The following is an 18,731-nucleotide window of genomic DNA, read 5'->3' as shown; positions in this document are numbered from 1 at the left end:
TTTGCTTGTTGGCAGTGCAACAAAGCCCCGGCCTCCGGGGCTTTTTCATTTCTACTGATCCTGTTTTTGCTGATCTTGCTGCATCGCGTTTTTTATCGCGCTATTTTCCTCTATCATCGCCATATGGGACCGAAACAAACGCCTTCCTTCGATGCCGTCGTCACTGCGCCTTTCGGCGCGATAGGGATCAATGTCTCGAACGACTACGTGACGGGCATGCGCCTGCTCTCCGAGCAGTTGCCGACGTTTTGCAGCGCCAATCCTTTTGTCCAGCATGTCGCGCGGCAAGTCGGGCAATACCTGCAAGATGCTGCCGCGCCGCTCGATTTCCCTTATGTGCTCCAGGGCACCTTGTTCCAGAAGCGGGTATGGCAGGCCATGTCCGCGATCCCGCTTGGCGAGGTATGGACGTATGGCGAGCTGGCGGAGCGGGTGAGGTCCGGTTCGCGGGCAGTTGCCAATGTCTGCGGCGCCAATCACCTGACCTTGGTGATCCCCTGCCACCGCATCGTCGCCAAGGGTGGCCTAGGCGGGTTCATGCAGGGCGATGCCAAGGGGCTGGAAATCAAGCGCTGGCTGTTGCAGCACGAGCGGGCCGATGGATACCGTTGACGCGCTGCTAGACAACTTTATCGACCATTTGTGGCTGGAAGACGGCCTGGCAAAGAACACCTTGTCCAGCTACCGCCAGGACCTGGCCGCATTTGCCGCCTGGCTGCAACAGGCCCGGCACAGGACCATGCTGGAAGCCGGCCCCGAGGATATCCAGGGATTCATCGCGTTCCGCTTTCCGCAAAGCAAGCCGCGCAGCATCAGCCGCCTGGTTGCCAGCCTGCGCCGCTTCTACCGCTTTGCCTTGCGCGAGTCCCATATCGATGTTGATCCCAGCATCCACATCGAGTCGCCGAAACTGCCGCGCTCCTTGCCCAAGAGCTTGAGCGAAGACGACGTGGAGCGGTTGATCGATGCGCCTGACCACAATACCAACCTCGGGTTGCGCGACCGAGCCATGCTGGAAACGCTCTACGCAACAGGGCTGCGGGTTTCCGAGCTCGTCGGCATGCACGTCACCGATCTGAGCCTGACGGATGGCGTGGTGCGCATCACCGGCAAGGGCAGCAAGACGCGGCTGGTGCCGCTGGGCGAACAATCTGTGGAATGGCTGGCGCGTTACCTGCAGGAAGGCCGTCCGTCCATCCTGCAGCAACGCCTGAGCGACCACCTGTTCGTAACCCAGCGTGGTGAAGGCATGACGCGCCAGGCCTTCTGGTACATCATCAAGCGTTACGCCTCAATCGCTGGCATCCAGGTTGCTCTGTCGCCGCACGTACTGCGCCATGCCTTCGCCACCCATCTCCTCAACCACGGTGCTGACCTGCGCGTGGTGCAGATGCTGCTGGGGCACGCCGACATCTCCACCACGCAGATCTATACCCACGTCGCGCGAGAGCGCTTGAAGCAATTGCACCAGGCGCATCACCCGCGCGGATGATACTTGTTGGTCAGGTGATCATCTCGAAGCGCTCGATTGCGCGGAACACAAAGCTAGGCTGCACGCCGAAGCTTTGATGGAAACAGTTGCTGAAATGCGCCGAGTCGGTGAACCCGTTATTGAGCGCCACATGGGTCATATTGTCCGCGTGGTAAAACTGCCCGGCCGCTGTCAGCAACCTTTTCCAGCGCCTGAAGCGCCTGTAAGGATTGCCGGTTTCCGCCCTGAATAAATGCAGGAACCTGGACGGAGAGAGATCGACCGCGGCGGCAAGGTATTCATTGGGAAAATTCCGGTCGGGCTCATTGCGCATGATCTCGATCGCGGCCTGTATGCGCGGGTCGATCGCGTGTCTGCTGGATGCTTCACCTAATAAGCGGTTCAGCCGGGCGTCCACTTCGCCCTTGGTTGGATCGTCCTCGTAGATGCTGCGGAAGCAATCGACCAGCCCTGCGTCGTGGAAAGTGGTGGCGGAATGCGTGCGATAGGGAAAGCGTTGCCGCAGCAACTGAAATTCCGGGCTGTCCATCTCCACGAACATTTTGCCGTGTATGCCGTTGCCGAAATCAATCTCATGGTTGACGCCGGGAGGAATGATGGCACAACTGCATGCTAAGGGGTCTTCGCGATTGATCCTGATCTGGAAGGGCTTGTAGATGCCGACATGGATCGCGGCAGCGCCATACAGGTGCTGGCCGAGCGGAGGGGACGGGCCGAAATACAGCACTTTTCCTGGCCAGAGAAATATTCTCAGGTGGGTCGGGTAGGCAGTCAATATAGCTGATTTTTACAAGAACCGATAGGTTGGAATCCCTAGAATATCAAGTTCATAAGCAATAGTTCAATGATCGTTAATACCAGGACGAGGTGGGGCAATGAATTCAGAAGAATTTAAACGCGGTTTCGAGTCGATTTTGCAACAATCTCCAGCAGGTGTGGTGCAGGATTTCCATTTTCTTGATTTGTCGTCCCGGGATGTGCCTTGGGTCGACAGCGGAATCGACGTGCAGCCAGGCGAGCGTTTCAGTAGTTTTGCCATTGGCAGGACAACGCTGAGCGGAACCCCGATCTGGATCGGCCCGCATTACCAACTATGGTTCCGGATAGGTGAGGATGGCAAAGTCTTTCGCGGTACGCGCGACACGCATTCCTGGCAGGCTATGCATGCAGGCCGGCTCTATCTTGCCAGCTATTTCCCCGGCGAATGGGCGGATGCAAATGGCAAGCTGGCCACGCCGAAGGATGCCTATGGCATGGTGGAGGGAGGCTTCAGCCTGTTGCTGCTGCGCTGGCAAACGGAACCCCTGCAAGGCTTGGAACGTCTGCTGCGACTTGGGGACGTCAATGGATTGTTGCAGCAGGAAGCAGATAGATTGGCCAATGGGGTGGGCGTCCCTGAAGGATGGCAATACCTCTGGTTCATCGGGCCGGCGGAGATATACCGCAAGCATGCACATGAGCATGGCGAAACGATGTGCTGCAATACGCATAATGACGTCGGCCTGCTGCAACAGGATGTGGATGTGCCGCTAGTGCCCGATGCTGAGTTGAAATGGTCCTGGAAAGTTGACCTTTTGCCGTCCAGCGTCGCCGAAGATACATTGCCTACACACGATTACATGAGCATCGCTGTCGAGTTTGATAACGGGCAGGACATCACTTACTACTGGAGCGCCGGCCTGCCGGTCGGTACTGGCTATCGCTGCCCAATACCAAGCTGGACGGCGCGCGAGACCCATGTCGTGGTCCGCTCGGGAGAGCAGGACCTGGGCAAGTGGCTGAATGAACAGCGCAACCTGTACGAGGATTATGCCAGGTACATAGGCGGCGCAATGCCGGGGCGGATTGTGCGCGTATGGCTGATTGCCTTGAGCTTATTCCAGCACCGGGAGGGGAAGTGCGAATACAGGGATATTAAACTGCGGGCCGAAGGCAGCGTTGTTCCGGTCAAGTAATGTTATTGGGCACGGCCCCGCTCTATCACTACTCCCAACGCCTTCAGTCCCGGCAAAATGCCCGGTTTGGCGACGCGTAGCTTGACCCAGGGTGCGCCGAATTCCTGCATGATGAGCTGGCAGATATGTTCAGCCAGGGCCTCGACCAGCTTGAACGAGCGTTCTGCCAGCGTTTCGCGGATGCGCGAGACGACCACGCCGTAATCGATGGTGTCTCCGATGTCGTCGGTCTGGCAGGAGCTGCTGTGGGGCATGGCGATTTCAATGTCGAGGATGATGGTTTGCGCCGTGAGGCGCTCCCAGTCGGGCACGCCGAGATGGGTTTGCACCTTGACTTCGCTGAGAAAAATAATGTCCATATGGGCGGGGGTCCTGCGTTAGGGCTTGAGGGCTGATAGAATACGGCAATTCAATTTTAATCCAAACCTCATGAATAACGCAGTTTTCGTCATCGCCGCCTATCTTCTCGGTTCAATTTCTTTTGGCATACTGGTCAGCAAGGCCTTCGGTCTGCCTGATCCGCGTACCGTCGGTTCCGGCAATCCCGGCGCGACCAACGTGTTGCGCAGCGGCAAGAAGCTGGCTGCATTACTGACATTGCTGGGAGATGCGGCCAAGGGCTGGCTGCCGGTTTGGCTGGCGCAATATTATGCGCTGCCGGTGGAAGTGGTGTGCTGGATTGCGGTGGCGGTATTCCTGGGCCACTTGTACCCGGTGTTCTACCGTTTCAAGGGCGGCAAGGGCGTGGCGACCGCATTGGGGGTGCTGCTGGCATTCTCCCCGCTGTTGGCAGGGCTGGCTTTGCTGAGCTGGATCGCGGTGTTCGCGCTGACGCGTTTTTCATCATTGGCCGCATTGACTGCCGCAGCCTTGGCGCCTGGTTTCGCCTGGCTGCTGCTGCCTCATGTCGGCTACATCATTGTCGTGTTTGTGCTGTCGTTATTGCTGATCTGGCGCCACCGCAGCAATATCCGCAAATTGCTGGACGGCAGCGAAGCCGGGTTCGGCAAGAAGCCCTGACCGCGCTTTGAGCGTTTTCTACGGCCTGGTCAGTTCCGCCAGGTCCCAGCGCGGCCTCACGGTGAAGCTGTGGTTGCCTTGCTTGGCGTGCCGCATGCGCATGGCGCCGGCAAATGCGATCATGGCGCCATTGTCGGTGCAGAACTCCAGCCTCGGATAATGTACTTGATGTTGCCTGCGTTTCGCTGTCATATTGAGGCGTTCGCGCAGCCGAGCATTCGCGCCAACCCCGCCCGAGACGATCAATTGATTCAACCCGGTTTTGCGCAAGGCTGCCATACATTTCTTGGTGAGTACTTCCGTGACGGCTTCCTGAAACTCGTGGGCAATATTGGCGCGAGCTGTCTCGTCCAATGCGTCGCCGTATTGGTTGACCAGCGTGAGTACGGCGGTCTTGAGGCCGCTGAAGCTGAAATTGAGGTCTCCGCTGTTCAGCATCGGGCGCGGCAATTGGCAGGCGCCGGGCTGTCCCTGGCTTGCCAGCCTTGAAACCGCGGGGCCGCCGGGGTAGCTGAGGCCGAGCAGCTTGGCGGTTTTGTCGAACGCTTCTCCTGCGGCATCGTCCAAGGTGTCGCCCAGCAGCTCATAGTCGCCGATCGCGGAAACGCGCATGAGCTGGGTATGCCCGCCCGATACCAGCAAGGCGACGAACGGGAATGCCGGTGGGTCGGGCTCGAGCAAGGGGGCGAGCAAATGGCCTTCGAGATGGTGGACGCCGATGGTCGGAAGGTCGAGGCTGAACGCGAGGGATTCGGCAATGCTGGTGCCGACCAGCAGTGCGCCCGAGAGGCCTGGGCCCTGGGTGTAGGCGATGCCGTCCAGGTCGTCCAGTGATTTTCCTGCTTGCTCCAATACATGCTGGGTCAAGGGCAATGTCCGGCGGATATGGTCGCGAGAGGCTAATTCCGGCACCACGCCGCCGTATGCGGCATGCATGTCGATCTGGGAATGCAATGCATGGGCGAGCAGGCCTTGTTCCGTGTCGTACAGGGCCAGGCCGGTTTCATCGCAGGAAGATTCAATGCCGAGAATTAACATAAGTTTGCGGATAATGTTGATAAAACAATAATGAGGCGCTAGAATAGCAAACTTTTTCACCCTTTCTCAAAGGTAAAGTGATTTAAATGTCTAGCGTACGTGTAAAAGAGAACGAGCCGTTTGACGTGGCTCTGCGCCGTTTCAAGCGCATGATTGAAAAGACTGGCCTTCTGACCGACTTGCGCGCTCGCGAGTACTACGAAAAGCCAACATGGGAGCGCAAGCGTAAGGCTGCCGCTGCCGTGAAGCGTCACTACCGCCGTATCCGCAGCCAGACCCTGCCTACCAAGCTGTACTAAGCTCAGGGTAGTATTGCTGTGACAATCAAGGTGCAACTCGCCGAAGATATGAAAGCCGCGATGCGTGCAAAGGATAGCGCACGTCTCGGGGCTATTCGCCTTTTGCAGGCGGCGATCAAGCAGCGCGAGGTGGATGAGCGCATCGAGCTGGACGACAGCCAGGTGATCGAGGCGATCGAGAAGATGCTCAAGCAGCGCCGCGATTCGATCACCCAGTACGAAGCCGCCAACCGGCATGACCTGGCGGACGTGGAAAAGTTTGAAGTGACTGTGCTGAAAACCTATCTGCCTGCCGCATTGTCCGAAGATGAAGTGAATGCCATCCTCGACAGCGTGATTGCGGAAACCGGCGCGGCCAGTATCAAGGATATGAGCAAGGTGATGGCTGCCATCAAGCCCAAGGTGGTCGGTCGTGCCGACATGGGCAAGATTTCAGGATTGATTAAGTCCAAGCTTGCTGCATGAACCTGACTGCTCGGTAATGTTGGAAAAGGAGCTTCGGGCTCCTTTTTTGTTTTTGGTTTCAGTGTGGGGTTCGGCTATTATTTTCACTCATGATTCCTGATTCCTTCATTCAAGACTTGCTCAATCGCGTCGACATTGTCGATGTGATCGACCGTAGCGTTCCCTTGAAGAAGGCCGGGGCCAATTACTCCGCCTGTTGCCCATTCCATAACGAAAAATCCCCGTCTTTTACCGTCAGCCCGACCAAACAGTTCTATCACTGTTTTGGTTGTGGCGCGCATGGCTCCGCCATCGGCTTTGTCATGGAGTACCAAGGGATCAGCTTTGTCGAGGCGGTGCACGAGCTGGCCAAATCGGTCGGCATGATCGTGCCGCAGGAGTCGCGGCCTGAGGATGCGGTGAGGGCGAAGGTGATCCCGGGCTTGCAGGAGGTGATGCAGCAAGCAGCGGATTACTACAAGGCGGAGCTGAAGAAGTCGCCGCGCGCCATCGAGTATCTCAAGGGGCGCGGCTTGAGCGGGCAGGTGGCCGCCCGCTTCCAGATCGGTTATGCGCCAGCCGGGTGGCAGAATCTGGAGGCCGTGTTTGCGGACTACCGGCATGAGGTGCTGCAAACTGCCGGGCTGGTGATTGAAAACGAGCAGGGCCGCCGCTATGATCGGTTCCGCGACCGCATCATGTTCCCGATCCATGACCAGAAAGGCCAGGTCATCGGTTTTGGCGGCCGGGTGCTGGAAAGTGCGGATGCCGGGGCAAAATACTTGAATTCGCCGGAAACGCCCTTATTTCAAAAAGGTCAGGAGCTTTATGGCCTTTTCCTTGCACGCAGGGCTATCCGTGAAGCGGGCAGGGCATTGGTGGTGGAAGGCTACATGGATGTTGTGGCGCTGGCGCAATATGGCATTGATTACGCAGTGGCTGCGCTGGGTACGGCCACGACGCCTACGCATATCATCAAGCTCATGCGCCAGACGGATGACATCGTGTTTTGCTTTGATGGGGATAACGCGGGCCGGAGCGCGGCCTGGCGTGCGGCAATGAATGCATTGCCCGCGCTCAAGGACGGATTGCGGCTCAGTTTTCTATTCTTGCCTGCCGAGCATGACCCGGATAGCTATGTGCGGGAATTTGGCAAAGAGGCGTTTGAGGCGCTGATGACGCAGGCCTTGCCGTTGTCGCAGTACCTGGTTCAGGAGCTGAGCGCAAATAACCGCTTGCAGTCGCAGGAGGATAAAGTGCAGTTCCTCAACGAGGCGGAGCCTATCCTGAAGCAGATCCAGGCGCCGAGGCTGGCATTGCTGTTGCGCAAACGCATAGCGGAGTTGGCGGATATTTCCGGCGATGAAATGCGCCGCATGATCAAGCTGCCGGAAACTAATCGCCCGCAGGCACGGTCTGCTCCCAAACAGGCCCGGGTGACGATGTCTTTGCAGCGCAGGTTCGCATTGATGGCCATCATGCAGCCGCATTTGGTGCAGGAACAGGATTTGGCCTGGCTGATAGGTACTGCCGGTGAAGACGACATGGTGCGCCAGGTCATCAAGCTGGCACTGGCAAATCCCGCTGCTAAACCGGCGGCGATGCTGCATGGGCTTGAGCCGTTGATTGACGCACGCTTGCTGCCTGATTTGCAGCGCGAGCTGCATTTGCTCGACGAGAGCGTGGACCTGGCGTTGGAATTTGACGGCGTGCGCAGGCAATTGAAGGAAATATGCCTGCAGCGCCAGACAAGCTCTGCAGTGGATAGGCTCAAGGAAAAAAGCCTGAGCCAGCTTACAGAAGAGGAACGCGAGCTGTTGAAATCCATCGGCACTCGCTGAATTGGCAGCGGCAGGCTGTATAAAACTGCTAAAAATTGTAGGTGCTTTTAAGGTATAATCTAGGGTTTTTCGTACTCAACCGCAGTTCGATGGGGTCAAGCATGGCTAAAGAGCAACAGAACGACAATCTAAACGACAAGGCTGATATCACGCTGAATGACGCGGATATACGTCGCACGCGGTTGAAGTCTCTTATCGTCTTGGGTAAGGAGCGTGGGTACCTGACTTACGCTGAAATTAACGACCACCTGCCTGACGACGTCCAGGATTCCGAGCAGATCGACGGCATCATCGGCATGATCAACGACATGGGCATCCAGGTGTACGAAGAGGCGCCCGATGCCGAAGCGCTGCTGATGTCTGATGCCCCTGCCCCGGTTGCTGACGAAGACGCGGTTGAGGAGGCGGAGCAAGCTCTTTCCACCGTGGATTCCGAGTTCGGCCGCACCACCGACCCGGTGCGTATGTACATGCGCGAAATGGGCACGGTCGACCTGTTGACACGTGAAGGCGAAATCGAGATTGCCAAGCGCATTGAAGACGGCCTCAAGCACATGGTGCAGGCTATTGCCGCCTGTCCCAGCACCATTACCGAACTATTGGCCATGGTGGACCAGGTCGAGAAGGGCGAACTCGGGGTCGACGATCTCGTTGACGGCTTGATCGACGCCGACGATGGCCTTGGTGCGGAGATCGCGGCGGAGGAAGCTGCTGACACTGAGGAAGTGGCTGAAGAGGATAGTGACGAGGATGAAGAAGATGATGACGGTGCCAAGGCTGCTGCCATTTCGGCCGAAGCCCTTGCCAAATTGCGCGAGGAAGTGCTGGCGCGTTTTGCCGTTATCCGTGGCGCCCACGAGAAAATGACCGTCATCCTGGCGGGTAAAGGCTCCCAGGACAAGGAATACCTCAAACTGCAGGGCACCATCATTGAAGAGCTGATGGCGTTCCGTTTCTCCGCCAAGCAAGTGGAAGCGCTCTGTGACCGTGTACGCGGCATAGTGGATGAAATTCGCGGGCACGAACGCAAAATCATGGACTTCTGTGTTGAAAAGGCCGGTATGCCAAGGCCGCATTTCATCAAGAGCTTTCCCGGCAATGAGGGTAACCTCGAATGGTTGAGCGCAGAGCTTGCAGTCAACAAGCCTTATGTAGAACGTTTAGAACGCTTCAGGCACTCGATCGATGACCAGCAGCAGCAATTGCTGGATATCCAGGACCGCGTCGGCATCCCGATCAAGGAACTCAAGGAAATCAACAAGCAGATGTCCACGGGCGAGGCTCGTGCGCGCCGCGCCAAGCGTGAAATGATCGAGGCTAACCTGCGTCTCGTGATCTCCATCGCCAAGAAATACACCAATCGCGGCCTGCAATTCCTCGACCTTATCCAGGAAGGCAACATCGGCCTGATGAAGGCGGTGGACAAATTCGAATACCGTCGCGGCTATAAGTTCTCGACTTACGCCACATGGTGGATCCGCCAGGCGATCACACGTTCGATCGCGGACCAGGCGCGCACCATCCGTATCCCTGTGCACATGATCGAAACCATCAACAAGATGAACCGTATCAGCCGCCAAATCCTGCAAGAAACCGGATTGGAGCCAGATCCAGCGACACTTGCGGAAAAGATGGAGATGCCGGAAGACAAAATCCGTAAAATCCTCAAGATTTCCAAGGAGCCTATCTCCATGGAAACCCCGATCGGCGACGACGACGATTCCCATTTGGGTGACTTCATCGAGGATGTAGCGACGCTTGCTCCCGTGGACGCTGCTGTATACGCAAGCTTGCGCGATGCTACCAAGGAAGTGCTAGAATCGCTGACTGCAAGGGAAGCCAAGGTGCTGCGCATGCGCTTTGGTATCGAAATGAATACCGACCACACGCTGGAAGAAGTCGGTAAGCAATTCGATGTCACGCGTGAGCGTATCCGTCAAATCGAGGCCAAGGCGCTACGCAAACTGCGCCACCCAACCCGCTCCGAACGTCTGCGCAGTTTCCTCGAAACTGGCAACGACTAAGCGGCTACAGTTTCAGGGCCTCTAGCTCATGCATGGTTAGAGCAGCGGACTCATAATCCACTGCTCAAGCTGGAATGAGACGCCCACGGGAAGCAACAGAAACACCTTGCAGAAATGCAAGATTTTAGAAAAAGGGCCTATAGCTCAGTTGGTTAGAGCACCCGACTCATAATCGGATGGTCGCTGGTTCAAGTCCAGCTGGGCCCACCATTTTCCCCTTTGTTAGCGTTTCGGTACAGTTTCGGTACAGTGGCAATATGTGAAGCACTGTTCAGGATCAACCGATGGCTACAATAGTTAAAACACCCTCAGGCACCTGGAAGGCCGTTATCCGCAAGTCTGGATGGCCGACCACCATAAAAACCTTTCGCACCAAACGCGACGCCGAAGACTGGGCACGCCGCACAGAAGACGAAATGGTGCGCGGCGTTTATATCCAACGGGCAAGCTCCGAACGCCTGACCGTTGAAGCAGCGCTGAAGCGCTACCTTGCGGAAATCTCACCAACCAAGCGTCCTACCTCTGCCGCAAGTGAGGCCCGCCACGCCAAACCACTGATCCAGCACCTGGGAAAATACTCTCTCGCCGCGCTCAGCTCGGAGATCATCGCCCAGTACCGTGATGACCGCCTCGCGGGGCTGGATCGCAAAGACGCCAGAGGCCAACCAGACCCCAGACCAAGATCCCCAAACACCGTTCGGCTCGACCTTGCCCTGCTGGGCCACATGTTCAACATCGCCATCAAGGAATGGGGCATAGGACTGACCCACAATCCTGTCCAAAGCATTCGGCGACCTGCCCCCGGCCCAGGTCGTGACCGGCGACTTACCCCGGAAGAGCAGAAACGTCTTCTGGCAGCCGTTGATGCTCACTCCAACCCCATGCTGGGCTGGATAGTACGTATCGCCCTGGAAACCGGTATGCGCTCTTCAGAGATCACAACCCTACGCAGAAGCCAGATAGACCTTGATCGACGCGTGGTGAGACTGCGAGAGACCAAGAACACCACTTCGCGCACAGTCCCACTGACGAACGAAGCAACGCGACTATTCCGCCAAGCTCTGGCTAATCCGATTCGCCCAATCGACACCGATCTCGTTTTCTTTGGCGAGCCCGGAAAAGATGGCAAACGCCGTCCATACCAGTTCAACCCCATGTGGAATCGAATCAAAAAGGAAGTGGGGATTCACGACTTCCGCTTTCATGATCTTCGCCATGAAGCCGTCAGCCGCTTGGTGGAAGCCGGGCTGTCCGATCAGGAGGTGTCATCCATAAGCGGCCATAAATCCATGCAAATGCTCAAGCGTTACACCCATCTTCGAGCGGAAGACTTGGTGGAAAAGCTGGATAAGCTGGAAAAATCACGTCCGTAATGATGATTTATTTCTATCAATAATCAAAGAACGATAGCCGACACAACCTATTGTTATTAAAGCTTATTTTCTGCAGAAATATTTGATGGAAACCAAGGCGCTATATATTGGTACTCGCCGAGCATAGTTCTTGGTATGTGCGAAGAGTATATTTTGGTATTTTAAATCAAAGACTTAAATTTGACCCCCGCCCTCTTCCGTTCAAAAATACGTTCACTTACTTAAAACAAGGCGGACGTATCAATGACTACGGAAAAATACTTACTCCAGCAATATGGCCCTCTGATGAGCCTAACCGACGTGGCCTGCCTGCTGGACCGCTCACCGGAGGGGGTTCGCGTCGCGCTGTACTCCGACACCGATATTTCGCGCAGATTAAAACCAACCATGCTGCGGATAGGCCGCCGCGTTTACTTCCGCACCCTCCAGGTCAAAGAGGCTTTGGCGTTGGATGGCGGAGCTATCGCATGAGCCAGACCATCAAGATTAAACGCCGTGCCTACTCAATGGTGTACGACGATATCCTGCTGGATGAACGGTTAGGCTGGCGAACGCGAGTTGTCCTGTCCTGGATGCTCGGCAGAAGTCCTGATTTTGAGATTCGGATTTGGTACATCCGCAAGCTCTTTAGCTTGAGCAATCAACAGTGGAACTCAGCACGGAAGGAGATGAAGGCAGCCGGTTATTTCCATCAGGAACGCACCCACACAGAAGCAGGAAAAATCGCATGGGCACATTTCGTTACCGATACTCCTGAGCCACCATCGCCCGGCGACCATACACCCGAAAACCATACAATGGTTTAACCATCAATGGTTACGCCACTGCATGGCAAACGGGTGCATATACCAGTAAGAGTAAGACCAGTAGGAGTAATACCAGCGCCGAACGCACCAAACAGAAATGGAGCACGGTGGAGGCTCTGGTAGGCAGCGATAAGCGCTTGGCATTGATCGCGAGCGATCTAGTGCACCATTTTGAGGACAGGGTAGCGGCGCTGGATGGTAAAGCGATGGTGGTATGCATGAGCCGGCGCATTTGCGTGGCGCTTTACGACGAGATCATCAAGCTACGACCGGACTGGCACAGCAGCGATGACACCGCCGGCAGCGTCAAGATAGTAATGACTGGCGCTGCCAGCGACCCTGTTGAGTGGCAGCAGCACATTGGCAACAAGGCGCGACGTGACTTATTGGCCAAGCGAGCTCGCGACCCTAAAGACCCGCTCAAGCTGGTTATCGTGCGCGATATGTGGCTGACTGGCTTTGATGCGCCCAGCATGCATACCATGTACATAGACAAGCCGATGCGCGGCCACGGCCTGATGCAGGCTATTGCTCGCGTTAACCGCGTATTCCGTGACAAGCCGGCGGGCTTGATAGTGGATTACATTGGCATTGCCCAAAACCTGAAAGCAGCACTGGCGCAGTACTCCAAGCCAGACCAAGACAAGACCGGCATCGACGAAGCCGAAGCCGTGGCGGTGATGCTGGAGAAGTACGAAATCGTGCGCGATATGTTCCACGGCTTCGACTACCGCAGTGCTCTGGATGGCACACCCGGCGAGCGACTGACGATGATGGCCGGGGCCATCGAATGGATACTCGACAAGCAGCAACAATGGGCGGCTGCCGAGCAAACGCCAGAGTCCAAGAAGCAGGCCCAGCGCCGCTTTGCCGACGGAGTATTGGCTTTGTCCAAAGCCTTTGCCCTGGCTTCGAGTTCTGATGAAGCACGCACGATCCGCGAAGAGGTGGGATTCTTTCAGGCCATCCGGGCCGCTTTGTCGAAGACCGCAAGCGGTAGCAGTGGAACGCGTCAGGACCGCGAGTTGGCTATTCAGCAAATAGTTAAGTCGAGCTGTAGTGTCGACGGAAATTGTCGACATCCTGGCTGCGGCTGGCATCCAAACCCCTGACATCTCCATTCTCTCTGACGAGTTCCTGCTCGAAGTACAGCAGATGGAGAAGAAGAACCTCGGCCTGGAAGCATTACGCAAGCTGCTGAACGATGACATCCGCTCACGCACCCGTACTAACGTCGTGGAAAGTCGTGCCTTTACTGAAAGACTAGAGGATGCGGTTGCACGGTATCACGCCAACGCCATCACCACAGCCGAGGTACTGCAAGAGCTAATACAACTGGCCAAGGATCTGCGAGCAGCCCGAGAACGCGGTGAAGCCAACGGAATGACCCTTGAGGAAATCGCTTTCTACGATGCGCTTTCCGAAAACGAGTCCGCCATGGAAGTTATGGGTGATGAGCAGTTGCGTGTGATAGCCCATGAACTACTCATGAGCCTGCGGGATAATGTCACCGTGGACTGGGCGCATCGTCAGTCAGCTCGTGCCCGATTACGGGTTCTGGTGAAGCGCATTCTGCGCAAGTATGGCTATCCGCCGGACTTGCAGGATGCAGCAGTGCAGACGGTGCTCCAGCAGGCCGAGGCTTTGACTGAGCTGTGGCAGTTAGCTTGATGTTTCGCACAGGGCCGAGCTGGCCGTCAACTGACAAGAATTCCTTGTCAGTTGGGCTTGCCGGTGTAGAGAACTAGCAGTCAAGCTCAGCCGTTAAATCACGGCCTCAAGACCTTTGCGCTCTATCAGGTTCAACAGTTTGAGTGACGGCCCGCTCGGCTTCTTGTCACCGACTTCCCACTTTTGAACCGTTGACACACTGGTATTCAGCACGGCGGCAAAAACCGCCTGACTGACGTTCGACCGTTCACGCAGCGCCTTGATTTGCTGCGGTTGTATTTCGTGCACATCGAGATTGCACAGCGCCTCGAACTCGCCCATGCGATGCTTGCTGATCAGACCGGCGCTATGAAGTCCACGCGCCGTCTCGTGCATCTCGTCCAGAATTCGGCTGTTACGTTTTGTCGTCGCCATCACATATCTCCACAATTTCACCGGCAGCCAGCGCAATCGCCAGTTGCCGATCATCAAAACCAAGCAGTTCCTCTGCCACCTCCTGGAGTACCCTCAGCTCGTCCTTGTCGATGTTGGATCGCTCGCTCTTGCTGAAGCCATAGAGGAAGAACCAGCGCCCCGCCATTTTCGTAGCGACGATGGTTCTCGCTCCGCCACGCTTGCCCTGGCCAGGCAATGCGACTCGCTTCTTCACGACATCGCCACCCAAGTCAGCATCAATAAGCCCTTGACTCATCTCTTCGACTGCGGCACATAGGGCTACGTCGGTTAGTCCCGCTTTCTTCATCGAGCGGGTGAAGGTGCGTGTTTTAAAGACTCGTCTCATCGCTGAACTATACCACTAAGTGCAATATTTTTCTAGTAGATTCAGATTCCTGCCGACACTGAGAGCCCAGACAAACTCGCTCAAAAGTGAACTGCTGCTGACATCCACGTACCCCGCCTCCCAAGCCAGTCGTCAAGGAATCTTGGGCGACTCAACCAGCCACCAGCGAAGCGCGCCTAACTGTACCGGAATTTGCCATGCCCAGCGGTACACACATCAGTTTTGGCCATTTCCTTGTAGCGATTGATGATGGTGTGACCCGTCACCCGTGAAATGCCGAGCTCACGACACAGCGACGCGATCGACTCACCGTCCAGATAGCGCGAGACAAAACGCAACTTCTCGTCCATTTTGCGACTCTCCTTCCATGGCATAGCAAGGTCCTCCTTTCTATGCCAAAACTGTAAAGGATGTGTCCGGTATAAAGTGTTAACGATGTCTCGGGATGCACAAATATCAGTGAATTAGGGCCGCCTCAGCTAGCGGCCCTTTTTGTTGGTTTTCGCCGTGTACGTATTTTCCGCTTATGGACATGACAATGGACACTATGAAACTTTCGTAGTTGAGACGTATCAGGCAGGCGGAGCCGCAGGTCCTCAATGGCCAGCAGCATCACCACTGGCTCGATGCCCGCGCCACCACTTCGCTGCTCCAGTCGACGAACGCTCGTACTACCGGGGAAAGGTGCCGGCTGTGTGGGTAAAGAACGGAAATTGGCTCCGGTTCGGCATGCGCCCCCTCAAGCACGCGGATTAGCCTGCCTGCAGCCAAGTGCTCACGCACCATGTAGCTGGCCACGCGGATCAGGCCCAAGCCTGCGATACCGGCTTCCACGTAGGCGTCGGTGTCGTCGACACGTACGTTTTCCTGCATGGCAATGGCAGTGGTCTGCGCGCCGTCCTGGAAATTCCAACGTGCCAGACGGCCAGCGTGGCCGCCGAGGTAGCCCACCGCGACGTGCTGTTGCAAGGTCAGCAGGCTGTCAGGCGTTCCGTGCTGCGTAAGGTAATCCGGGGCACCGCAGACGATCCAGTGAAAGCGGCCGATGCGCCGGGCCACCAGCCGTGAGTTGCGTAGGGTGCCGGTTCGGATGACACAGTCCAGTCCCTGTCGCACGACATCCGCCGTGCTGTCAGACAGATGCAGTTCCAGTTCGACTCGTGGGTGGCGACGTGTGAACGCCGGCAAGGCTGCGATGAGGCAGTGCCTCGCCAGCGACGAGGTGGTGCCGATCTTGATTGTGCCGTGCAGCGCTTCGGCTTGCTGAGCGGCTTGATCCTCGGCCTCCTGCAGTTCACGCAGGATCGCCTTGCAACTGTCGTAGAAGCGCAGACCCGCATCGGTGGCGCTGACAGCGCGCGTCGTGCGATTGAGTAGCCGCGTCCCCAAATGCGATTCCAGCTCCTTGATGTTACGTGTGACGGTTGACGGAAGTACGTTCAGCGTATCGGCGGCCTGCCTGAAACTGCCGGCCTCAATCACGCGCACGAAAATTTCCATGGCTCGCAGTCTATCCATGGTGAACATCTCCTTGTGAGGGTGAACGAGCTAATGCGCCAGGGTTTGGGACCTCATCGCATCAGGACTGAAACGACTAATTATTGCATTTATTCAAATAGTGAAAGTTGCTTTGTCCGCTTTTTCATCTGCTGCCATGGACCTAAACTTCCATGCATGAAAAGAGTCAGCAAAAGTTTTGCATGATTCTCTTCATAAGGCCGCTCATTGGCCATTCTGGATGGTCGGTGTGAAATCATCATTTTGTTTGAATTTAGGAAATTATATCTATGTCAGGAAACGAATCCAATCGCCGTGACCTACTGGTCCTTGGCGCCGGTCAACTGGGCATGGCGGTGCTGCGTGCGCTCGCTCCGTGCGCGGCCGAGCGCTGCCAATCGGTCACGGTTGTTGTCTCACCACAGACTGTCTCCAGCTCCCGCCCCGGCGATATCGAAACTCTCGGTATCCTGCAGGCGTTGGGGGTGGAGGTCATCGGCTTCGATCTGTCGGGCGATGCCGACGCCCTAAAAGCCTTGTTTGAGCGCTATCGCACGGTCGTCAACTGCACCGGCTTCGTGGCTGGCCCCGGCACGCAGTTGAAGATCACCCGCGCCGCGCTAGACGCCAAGGTCGAGCGCTATTTCCCGTGGCAGTTCGGTGTCGACTACGATGTGGTCGGACAGGGCAGCGGCCAACCGGTGTTCGACGAACAATATGAAGTACGCCAACTGCTGCGCGCGCAGCAGCAAACCGAGTGGGTGATCATCTCCACCGGCATGTTCACCAGCTTCCTTTTCGAACCGGAGTTCGATGTGGTGAATTTGGCAGCTAGGACTGTCCATGGCCTGGGCTCTTGGAACACCAGGGTCACGGTCACGACGCCGGAAGACATTGGCAGGCTCACCACCGAGATACTGCTGGCCGAGCCGCGCATCGCCAACGAGGTGGTGTATGTGGCCGGTGATACGATTTCCTACGGCGAATTGGCTGAAGTCGTCGAGCGCGTCACCGGACAAACGTTCGAGAAGACGCTGTGGTCGCTGGACAAGTTGCGCGCCGATCTGGCGCAGACGCCTGATGATGTCATGACGCGTTACCGTGCCGCCTTCGCACTGGGTGATGGGATGTGGTGGGACAAGGCCAACACCTTCAATGCAAAACACCGCATTGAAACGGTCGATGTCGCGCGTTATCTGCGGCACCTGTTGGAAGTCTGACCCGGTTGCTTGCATGAGGCTGTGCGCGTCCCCCACCAGAAAACAAGCTCAGCGTGGTGCTTTCTAACGTCAGGCGTGGATCCGAAAAATCGACTAGCCGGCTGATGCGCATTGCGTTCATCAGCCGGCATGAGCCGCCTCATCTCTTTACAGCAAAACCACACACCCGAAATCGAGCTGATGCTGATCGCTAACTAAACGGATGATTCCTCGGGCGCCTGCCCGAAGCTGCGCATTCATTGTTCTGAAAAGTGACGTCGTATTGGGTTACGATGAACCGACAAGCACCGCTGTGTAGGCAATCGAGCCCGACGAAGCACGGTGTGCGCGATAAGGTGCGGTGGCCCCATTTGCTTCGACTGTCGAGACTGGCGTGCGCTACCATCTGTCGGACGCGCGGGGTCATCCAGGCGTCGGCCTGCTGCCGCAGTGGCGAGTGGACCTCCACTTCGCCACTGCGCACCTGGATGGCGAGGGTGCGGGCGATGATACTGTGTACTTTTGCGAGTCTCACCCATCCAGCGGCGGCCACTGCCGCGCCGTATGCACGACATTCAATATTCGCACCTGCGTTTCCACAATGTCATACACAACCATGTAGCTGCTGTGGACGACCAGCTCAAAGGTGTCCGGCACCCTCCCGCCCCGGCCCATTCTTGGGAAATCCAGGAGCACTGCTGTTCTTTCTGCTATCAGATCATCAAGTGCCAGGGCTGCAAGAGGGTTGTCTTCCTCAATGTAGTCATAAATGTCTTCACGATCCCTGACGGCTTCTGGCGTCCATAGCAGCTCCATCATTCAGGGGCAGCCATGCGAGCGCGGGTCGCTGTGCGGCGAGCGGCAAAGCGGGCTTCAACATCAGACGCAGGAATCAGGCTGCCCGCCTCCGCAGATGCCCGCGACTGCTCGACCTTCTTCGCCAGCCAGGCATCGTATTGCTGGACTTCTTCCTGCTGGGCCACGTAACTACGCATGAAGTCGCGAAGAAGCTGGGCTCCGGTACGGTCATTGGCTTTGGCGGCATTGGCAAACTCAGCCTTCAGGCCGTCATCGACTCGAAAAGTAAAAGTGGCATCACTCATGGCACCATCCTCATGTGTTACACGCAATGTGCAGTGTAGCACTACACCCTGAATGTCTCTATGAGATTGATGCCCATAGCAGAGGGTGACCTGCACCCGAGTTTGCCTTCGCCAGCGGTACAGTAGCGGTACACACATCAGTTTTGGCCATCTGCGCATAAGTACGCTAAACTACTGACGCATAAGTA

Annotated in this window: 23 protein-coding genes and 1 tRNA gene; 15 read left to right on the top strand and 9 right to left on the bottom strand. The window is 56.6% G+C overall.

Going from position 1 to position 18,731, the window contains the following annotated elements; translation table 11 throughout:
* Positions 1 to 123: 123 nt before the first annotated feature.
* Together ACWXTG_RS08735 and xerD are read left to right on the top strand one after the other, a co-directional pair.
* Positions 124 to 612, top strand: coding sequence for a methylated-DNA--[protein]-cysteine S-methyltransferase (locus ACWXTG_RS08735; RefSeq protein ID WP_480219625.1), 489 nt, complete (start codon positions 124 to 126; stop codon positions 610 to 612).
* Positions 599 to 1,492, top strand: a complete 894-nt coding sequence (gene xerD, locus ACWXTG_RS08730; RefSeq protein WP_480219624.1) for a site-specific tyrosine recombinase XerD — start codon at positions 599 to 601, stop codon at positions 1,490 to 1,492. The genes ACWXTG_RS08735 and xerD overlap by 14 nt, the downstream gene beginning before the upstream one ends.
* Positions 1,493 to 1,502: 10 nt before the next feature.
* Here the strand turns inward: xerD and ACWXTG_RS08725 are convergent, their stop codons facing one another.
* Complete coding sequence (locus ACWXTG_RS08725; RefSeq protein ID WP_480219623.1) at positions 1,503 to 2,219, bottom strand: helix-turn-helix domain-containing protein; 717 nt, start codon at positions 2,217 to 2,219, stop codon at positions 1,503 to 1,505.
* Positions 2,220 to 2,367: 148 nt separating this feature from the next.
* Here ACWXTG_RS08725 and ACWXTG_RS08720 point away from each other — a divergent pair, with 148 nt between their 5' ends.
* On the top strand, positions 2,368 to 3,447 hold the full coding sequence (locus tag ACWXTG_RS08720) for a DUF3047 domain-containing protein (protein WP_480219622.1): 1,080 nt from the start codon (positions 2,368 to 2,370) through the stop codon (positions 3,445 to 3,447).
* A 2-nt stretch (positions 3,448 to 3,449) separates the two neighbouring features.
* Here the strand turns inward: ACWXTG_RS08720 and folB are convergent, their stop codons facing one another.
* Positions 3,450 to 3,806 carry a dihydroneopterin aldolase gene (gene folB, locus ACWXTG_RS08715; protein WP_480219621.1) on the bottom strand — a complete coding sequence of 119 codons (357 nt, stop codon included), beginning with the start codon at positions 3,804 to 3,806 and terminating at the stop codon, positions 3,450 to 3,452.
* 70 nt (positions 3,807 to 3,876) lie between these two features.
* Here folB and plsY point away from each other — a divergent pair, with 70 nt between their 5' ends.
* A complete protein-coding gene (gene plsY, locus ACWXTG_RS08710; RefSeq protein ID WP_407993154.1) occupies positions 3,877 to 4,467 on the top strand; it encodes a glycerol-3-phosphate 1-O-acyltransferase PlsY in 591 nt (196 codons plus the stop codon).
* 18 nt (positions 4,468 to 4,485) lie between these two features.
* Here plsY and tsaD read toward each other — a convergent pair whose 3' ends face one another.
* Positions 4,486 to 5,505, bottom strand: a complete 1,020-nt coding sequence (tsaD, locus tag ACWXTG_RS08705; RefSeq protein WP_480219620.1) for a tRNA (adenosine(37)-N6)-threonylcarbamoyltransferase complex transferase subunit TsaD — start codon at positions 5,503 to 5,505, stop codon at positions 4,486 to 4,488.
* Between the two features lie 86 nt (positions 5,506 to 5,591).
* Between tsaD and rpsU the strand changes: the two genes are divergently transcribed.
* The 10 genes from rpsU to ACWXTG_RS08655 all read left to right on the top strand — a co-directional run bounded on the left by rpsU (position 5,592) and on the right by ACWXTG_RS08655 (position 13,963).
* Entirely contained in the window at positions 5,592 to 5,804 is a 213-nt protein-coding gene (gene rpsU, locus ACWXTG_RS08700; RefSeq protein WP_011480545.1) for a 30S ribosomal protein S21, read from the top strand.
* Positions 5,805 to 5,822: 18 nt separating this feature from the next.
* Complete coding sequence (locus ACWXTG_RS08695) at positions 5,823 to 6,269, top strand: GatB/YqeY domain-containing protein (protein WP_480219619.1); 447 nt, start codon at positions 5,823 to 5,825, stop codon at positions 6,267 to 6,269.
* A gap of 89 nt (positions 6,270 to 6,358) precedes the next feature.
* On the top strand, positions 6,359 to 8,089 hold the full coding sequence (gene dnaG, locus ACWXTG_RS08690; protein ID WP_407993151.1) for a DNA primase: 1,731 nt from the start codon (positions 6,359 to 6,361) through the stop codon (positions 8,087 to 8,089).
* Positions 8,090 to 8,190: 101 nt separating this feature from the next.
* A complete protein-coding gene (rpoD, locus tag ACWXTG_RS08685) occupies positions 8,191 to 10,113 on the top strand; it encodes an RNA polymerase sigma factor RpoD (RefSeq protein WP_480219618.1) in 1,923 nt (640 codons plus the stop codon).
* A 133-nt stretch (positions 10,114 to 10,246) separates the two neighbouring features.
* Positions 10,247 to 10,323: transfer RNA gene (locus ACWXTG_RS08680), tRNA-Ile, on the top strand.
* A gap of 74 nt (positions 10,324 to 10,397) precedes the next feature.
* The gene (locus tag ACWXTG_RS08675) at positions 10,398 to 11,486 is read left to right on the top strand and encodes a tyrosine-type recombinase/integrase (protein ID WP_480219617.1); all 1,089 of its coding nucleotides are present in this window, start codon (positions 10,398 to 10,400) and stop codon (positions 11,484 to 11,486) included.
* Positions 11,487 to 11,771: 285 nt separating this feature from the next.
* Positions 11,772 to 11,957 (top strand): hypothetical protein, encoded by a 186-nt coding sequence (locus ACWXTG_RS08670; protein WP_480219616.1) that lies wholly within the window; start codon positions 11,772 to 11,774, stop codon positions 11,955 to 11,957.
* The gene (locus ACWXTG_RS08665; RefSeq protein WP_480219615.1) at positions 11,954 to 12,292 is read left to right on the top strand and encodes a hypothetical protein; all 339 of its coding nucleotides are present in this window, start codon (positions 11,954 to 11,956) and stop codon (positions 12,290 to 12,292) included. Before ACWXTG_RS08670 ends, ACWXTG_RS08665 begins: the two co-directional genes overlap by 4 nt.
* Positions 12,293 to 12,399: 107 nt before the next feature.
* Positions 12,400 to 13,404, top strand: coding sequence for a type I restriction enzyme endonuclease domain-containing protein (locus tag ACWXTG_RS08660; protein ID WP_480219614.1), 1,005 nt, complete (start codon positions 12,400 to 12,402; stop codon positions 13,402 to 13,404).
* Positions 13,352 to 13,963 (top strand): DUF3387 domain-containing protein, encoded by a 612-nt coding sequence (locus tag ACWXTG_RS08655; RefSeq protein ID WP_480219613.1) that lies wholly within the window; start codon positions 13,352 to 13,354, stop codon positions 13,961 to 13,963. Before ACWXTG_RS08660 ends, ACWXTG_RS08655 begins: the two co-directional genes overlap by 53 nt.
* A 93-nt stretch (positions 13,964 to 14,056) precedes the next feature.
* Here ACWXTG_RS08655 and ACWXTG_RS08650 read toward each other — a convergent pair whose 3' ends face one another.
* From ACWXTG_RS08650 to ACWXTG_RS08635, 4 genes are all read right to left on the bottom strand, one after another.
* Entirely contained in the window at positions 14,057 to 14,377 is a 321-nt protein-coding gene (locus ACWXTG_RS08650) for a helix-turn-helix domain-containing protein (protein ID WP_480219612.1), read from the bottom strand.
* The gene (locus ACWXTG_RS08645) at positions 14,358 to 14,744 is read right to left on the bottom strand and encodes a type II toxin-antitoxin system RelE/ParE family toxin (RefSeq protein ID WP_480219611.1); all 387 of its coding nucleotides are present in this window, start codon (positions 14,742 to 14,744) and stop codon (positions 14,358 to 14,360) included. The genes ACWXTG_RS08650 and ACWXTG_RS08645 overlap by 20 nt, the downstream gene beginning before the upstream one ends.
* 176 nt (positions 14,745 to 14,920) lie before the next feature.
* Positions 14,921 to 15,094 carry a helix-turn-helix domain-containing protein gene (locus ACWXTG_RS08640; protein WP_480219610.1) on the bottom strand — a complete coding sequence of 58 codons (174 nt, stop codon included), beginning with the start codon at positions 15,092 to 15,094 and terminating at the stop codon, positions 14,921 to 14,923.
* Positions 15,095 to 15,356: 262 nt separating this feature from the next.
* Entirely contained in the window at positions 15,357 to 16,262 is a 906-nt protein-coding gene (locus ACWXTG_RS08635) for a LysR substrate-binding domain-containing protein (RefSeq protein ID WP_480219609.1), read from the bottom strand.
* Between the two features lie 269 nt (positions 16,263 to 16,531).
* Between ACWXTG_RS08635 and ACWXTG_RS08630 the strand changes: the two genes are divergently transcribed.
* Complete coding sequence (locus ACWXTG_RS08630) at positions 16,532 to 17,461, top strand: aromatic alcohol reductase (RefSeq protein WP_480219608.1); 930 nt, start codon at positions 16,532 to 16,534, stop codon at positions 17,459 to 17,461.
* Positions 17,462 to 17,971: 510 nt separating this feature from the next.
* On the opposite strand, the gene ACWXTG_RS08625 is transcribed toward ACWXTG_RS08630, so the two are convergent.
* The gene (locus tag ACWXTG_RS08625; RefSeq protein WP_480219607.1) at positions 17,972 to 18,259 is read right to left on the bottom strand and encodes a type II toxin-antitoxin system RelE/ParE family toxin; all 288 of its coding nucleotides are present in this window, start codon (positions 18,257 to 18,259) and stop codon (positions 17,972 to 17,974) included.
* Positions 18,256 to 18,543 carry a CopG family ribbon-helix-helix protein gene (locus tag ACWXTG_RS08620; RefSeq protein WP_480219606.1) on the bottom strand — a complete coding sequence of 96 codons (288 nt, stop codon included), beginning with the start codon at positions 18,541 to 18,543 and terminating at the stop codon, positions 18,256 to 18,258. Before ACWXTG_RS08620 ends, ACWXTG_RS08625 begins: the two co-directional genes overlap by 4 nt.
* Positions 18,544 to 18,731: the final 188 nt, after the last annotated feature.

The sequence above is a fragment of the Methylobacillus sp. DLP286 genome, from assembly GCF_056636515.1.
The sequence above is the reverse complement of the archived record's forward strand: the minus strand, read 5'-3'. Positions and strand labels throughout refer to the sequence as shown.

What these genes read in the sequence shown, in the direction of transcription:
- dnaG (WP_407993151.1), top strand. Translation starts at nt 6,359, where the DNA reads ATGATTCCTGATTCCTTCATTCAAGACTTGCTCAATCGCGTCGACATT.
- ACWXTG_RS08640 (WP_480219610.1), bottom strand. Translation starts at nt 15,094, where the DNA reads ATGGACGAGAAGTTGCGTTTTGTCTCGCGCTATCTGGACGGTGAGTCG.
- ACWXTG_RS08645 (WP_480219611.1), bottom strand. Translation starts at nt 14,744, where the DNA reads ATGAGACGAGTCTTTAAAACACGCACCTTCACCCGCTCGATGAAGAAA.
- xerD (WP_480219624.1), top strand. Translation starts at nt 599, where the DNA reads ATGGATACCGTTGACGCGCTGCTAGACAACTTTATCGACCATTTGTGG.
- ACWXTG_RS08650 (WP_480219612.1), bottom strand. Translation starts at nt 14,377, where the DNA reads ATGGCGACGACAAAACGTAACAGCCGAATTCTGGACGAGATGCACGAG.
- ACWXTG_RS08620 (WP_480219606.1), bottom strand. Translation starts at nt 18,543, where the DNA reads ATGAGTGATGCCACTTTTACTTTTCGAGTCGATGACGGCCTGAAGGCT.
- ACWXTG_RS08635 (WP_480219609.1), bottom strand. Translation starts at nt 16,262, where the DNA reads ATGGATAGACTGCGAGCCATGGAAATTTTCGTGCGCGTGATTGAGGCC.
- tsaD (WP_480219620.1), bottom strand. Translation starts at nt 5,505, where the DNA reads ATGTTAATTCTCGGCATTGAATCTTCCTGCGATGAAACCGGCCTGGCC.
- folB (WP_480219621.1), bottom strand. Translation starts at nt 3,806, where the DNA reads ATGGACATTATTTTTCTCAGCGAAGTCAAGGTGCAAACCCATCTCGGC.
- ACWXTG_RS08630 (WP_480219608.1), top strand. Translation starts at nt 16,532, where the DNA reads ATGTCAGGAAACGAATCCAATCGCCGTGACCTACTGGTCCTTGGCGCC.
- rpoD (WP_480219618.1), top strand. Translation starts at nt 8,191, where the DNA reads ATGGCTAAAGAGCAACAGAACGACAATCTAAACGACAAGGCTGATATC.
- ACWXTG_RS08720 (WP_480219622.1), top strand. Translation starts at nt 2,368, where the DNA reads ATGAATTCAGAAGAATTTAAACGCGGTTTCGAGTCGATTTTGCAACAA.
- ACWXTG_RS08675 (WP_480219617.1), top strand. Translation starts at nt 10,398, where the DNA reads ATGGCTACAATAGTTAAAACACCCTCAGGCACCTGGAAGGCCGTTATC.
- plsY (WP_407993154.1), top strand. Translation starts at nt 3,877, where the DNA reads ATGAATAACGCAGTTTTCGTCATCGCCGCCTATCTTCTCGGTTCAATT.
- rpsU (WP_011480545.1), top strand. Translation starts at nt 5,592, where the DNA reads ATGTCTAGCGTACGTGTAAAAGAGAACGAGCCGTTTGACGTGGCTCTG.
- ACWXTG_RS08665 (WP_480219615.1), top strand. Translation starts at nt 11,954, where the DNA reads ATGAGCCAGACCATCAAGATTAAACGCCGTGCCTACTCAATGGTGTAC.
- ACWXTG_RS08625 (WP_480219607.1), bottom strand. Translation starts at nt 18,259, where the DNA reads ATGATGGAGCTGCTATGGACGCCAGAAGCCGTCAGGGATCGTGAAGAC.
- ACWXTG_RS08670 (WP_480219616.1), top strand. Translation starts at nt 11,772, where the DNA reads ATGAGCCTAACCGACGTGGCCTGCCTGCTGGACCGCTCACCGGAGGGG.
- ACWXTG_RS08735 (WP_480219625.1), top strand. Translation starts at nt 124, where the DNA reads ATGGGACCGAAACAAACGCCTTCCTTCGATGCCGTCGTCACTGCGCCT.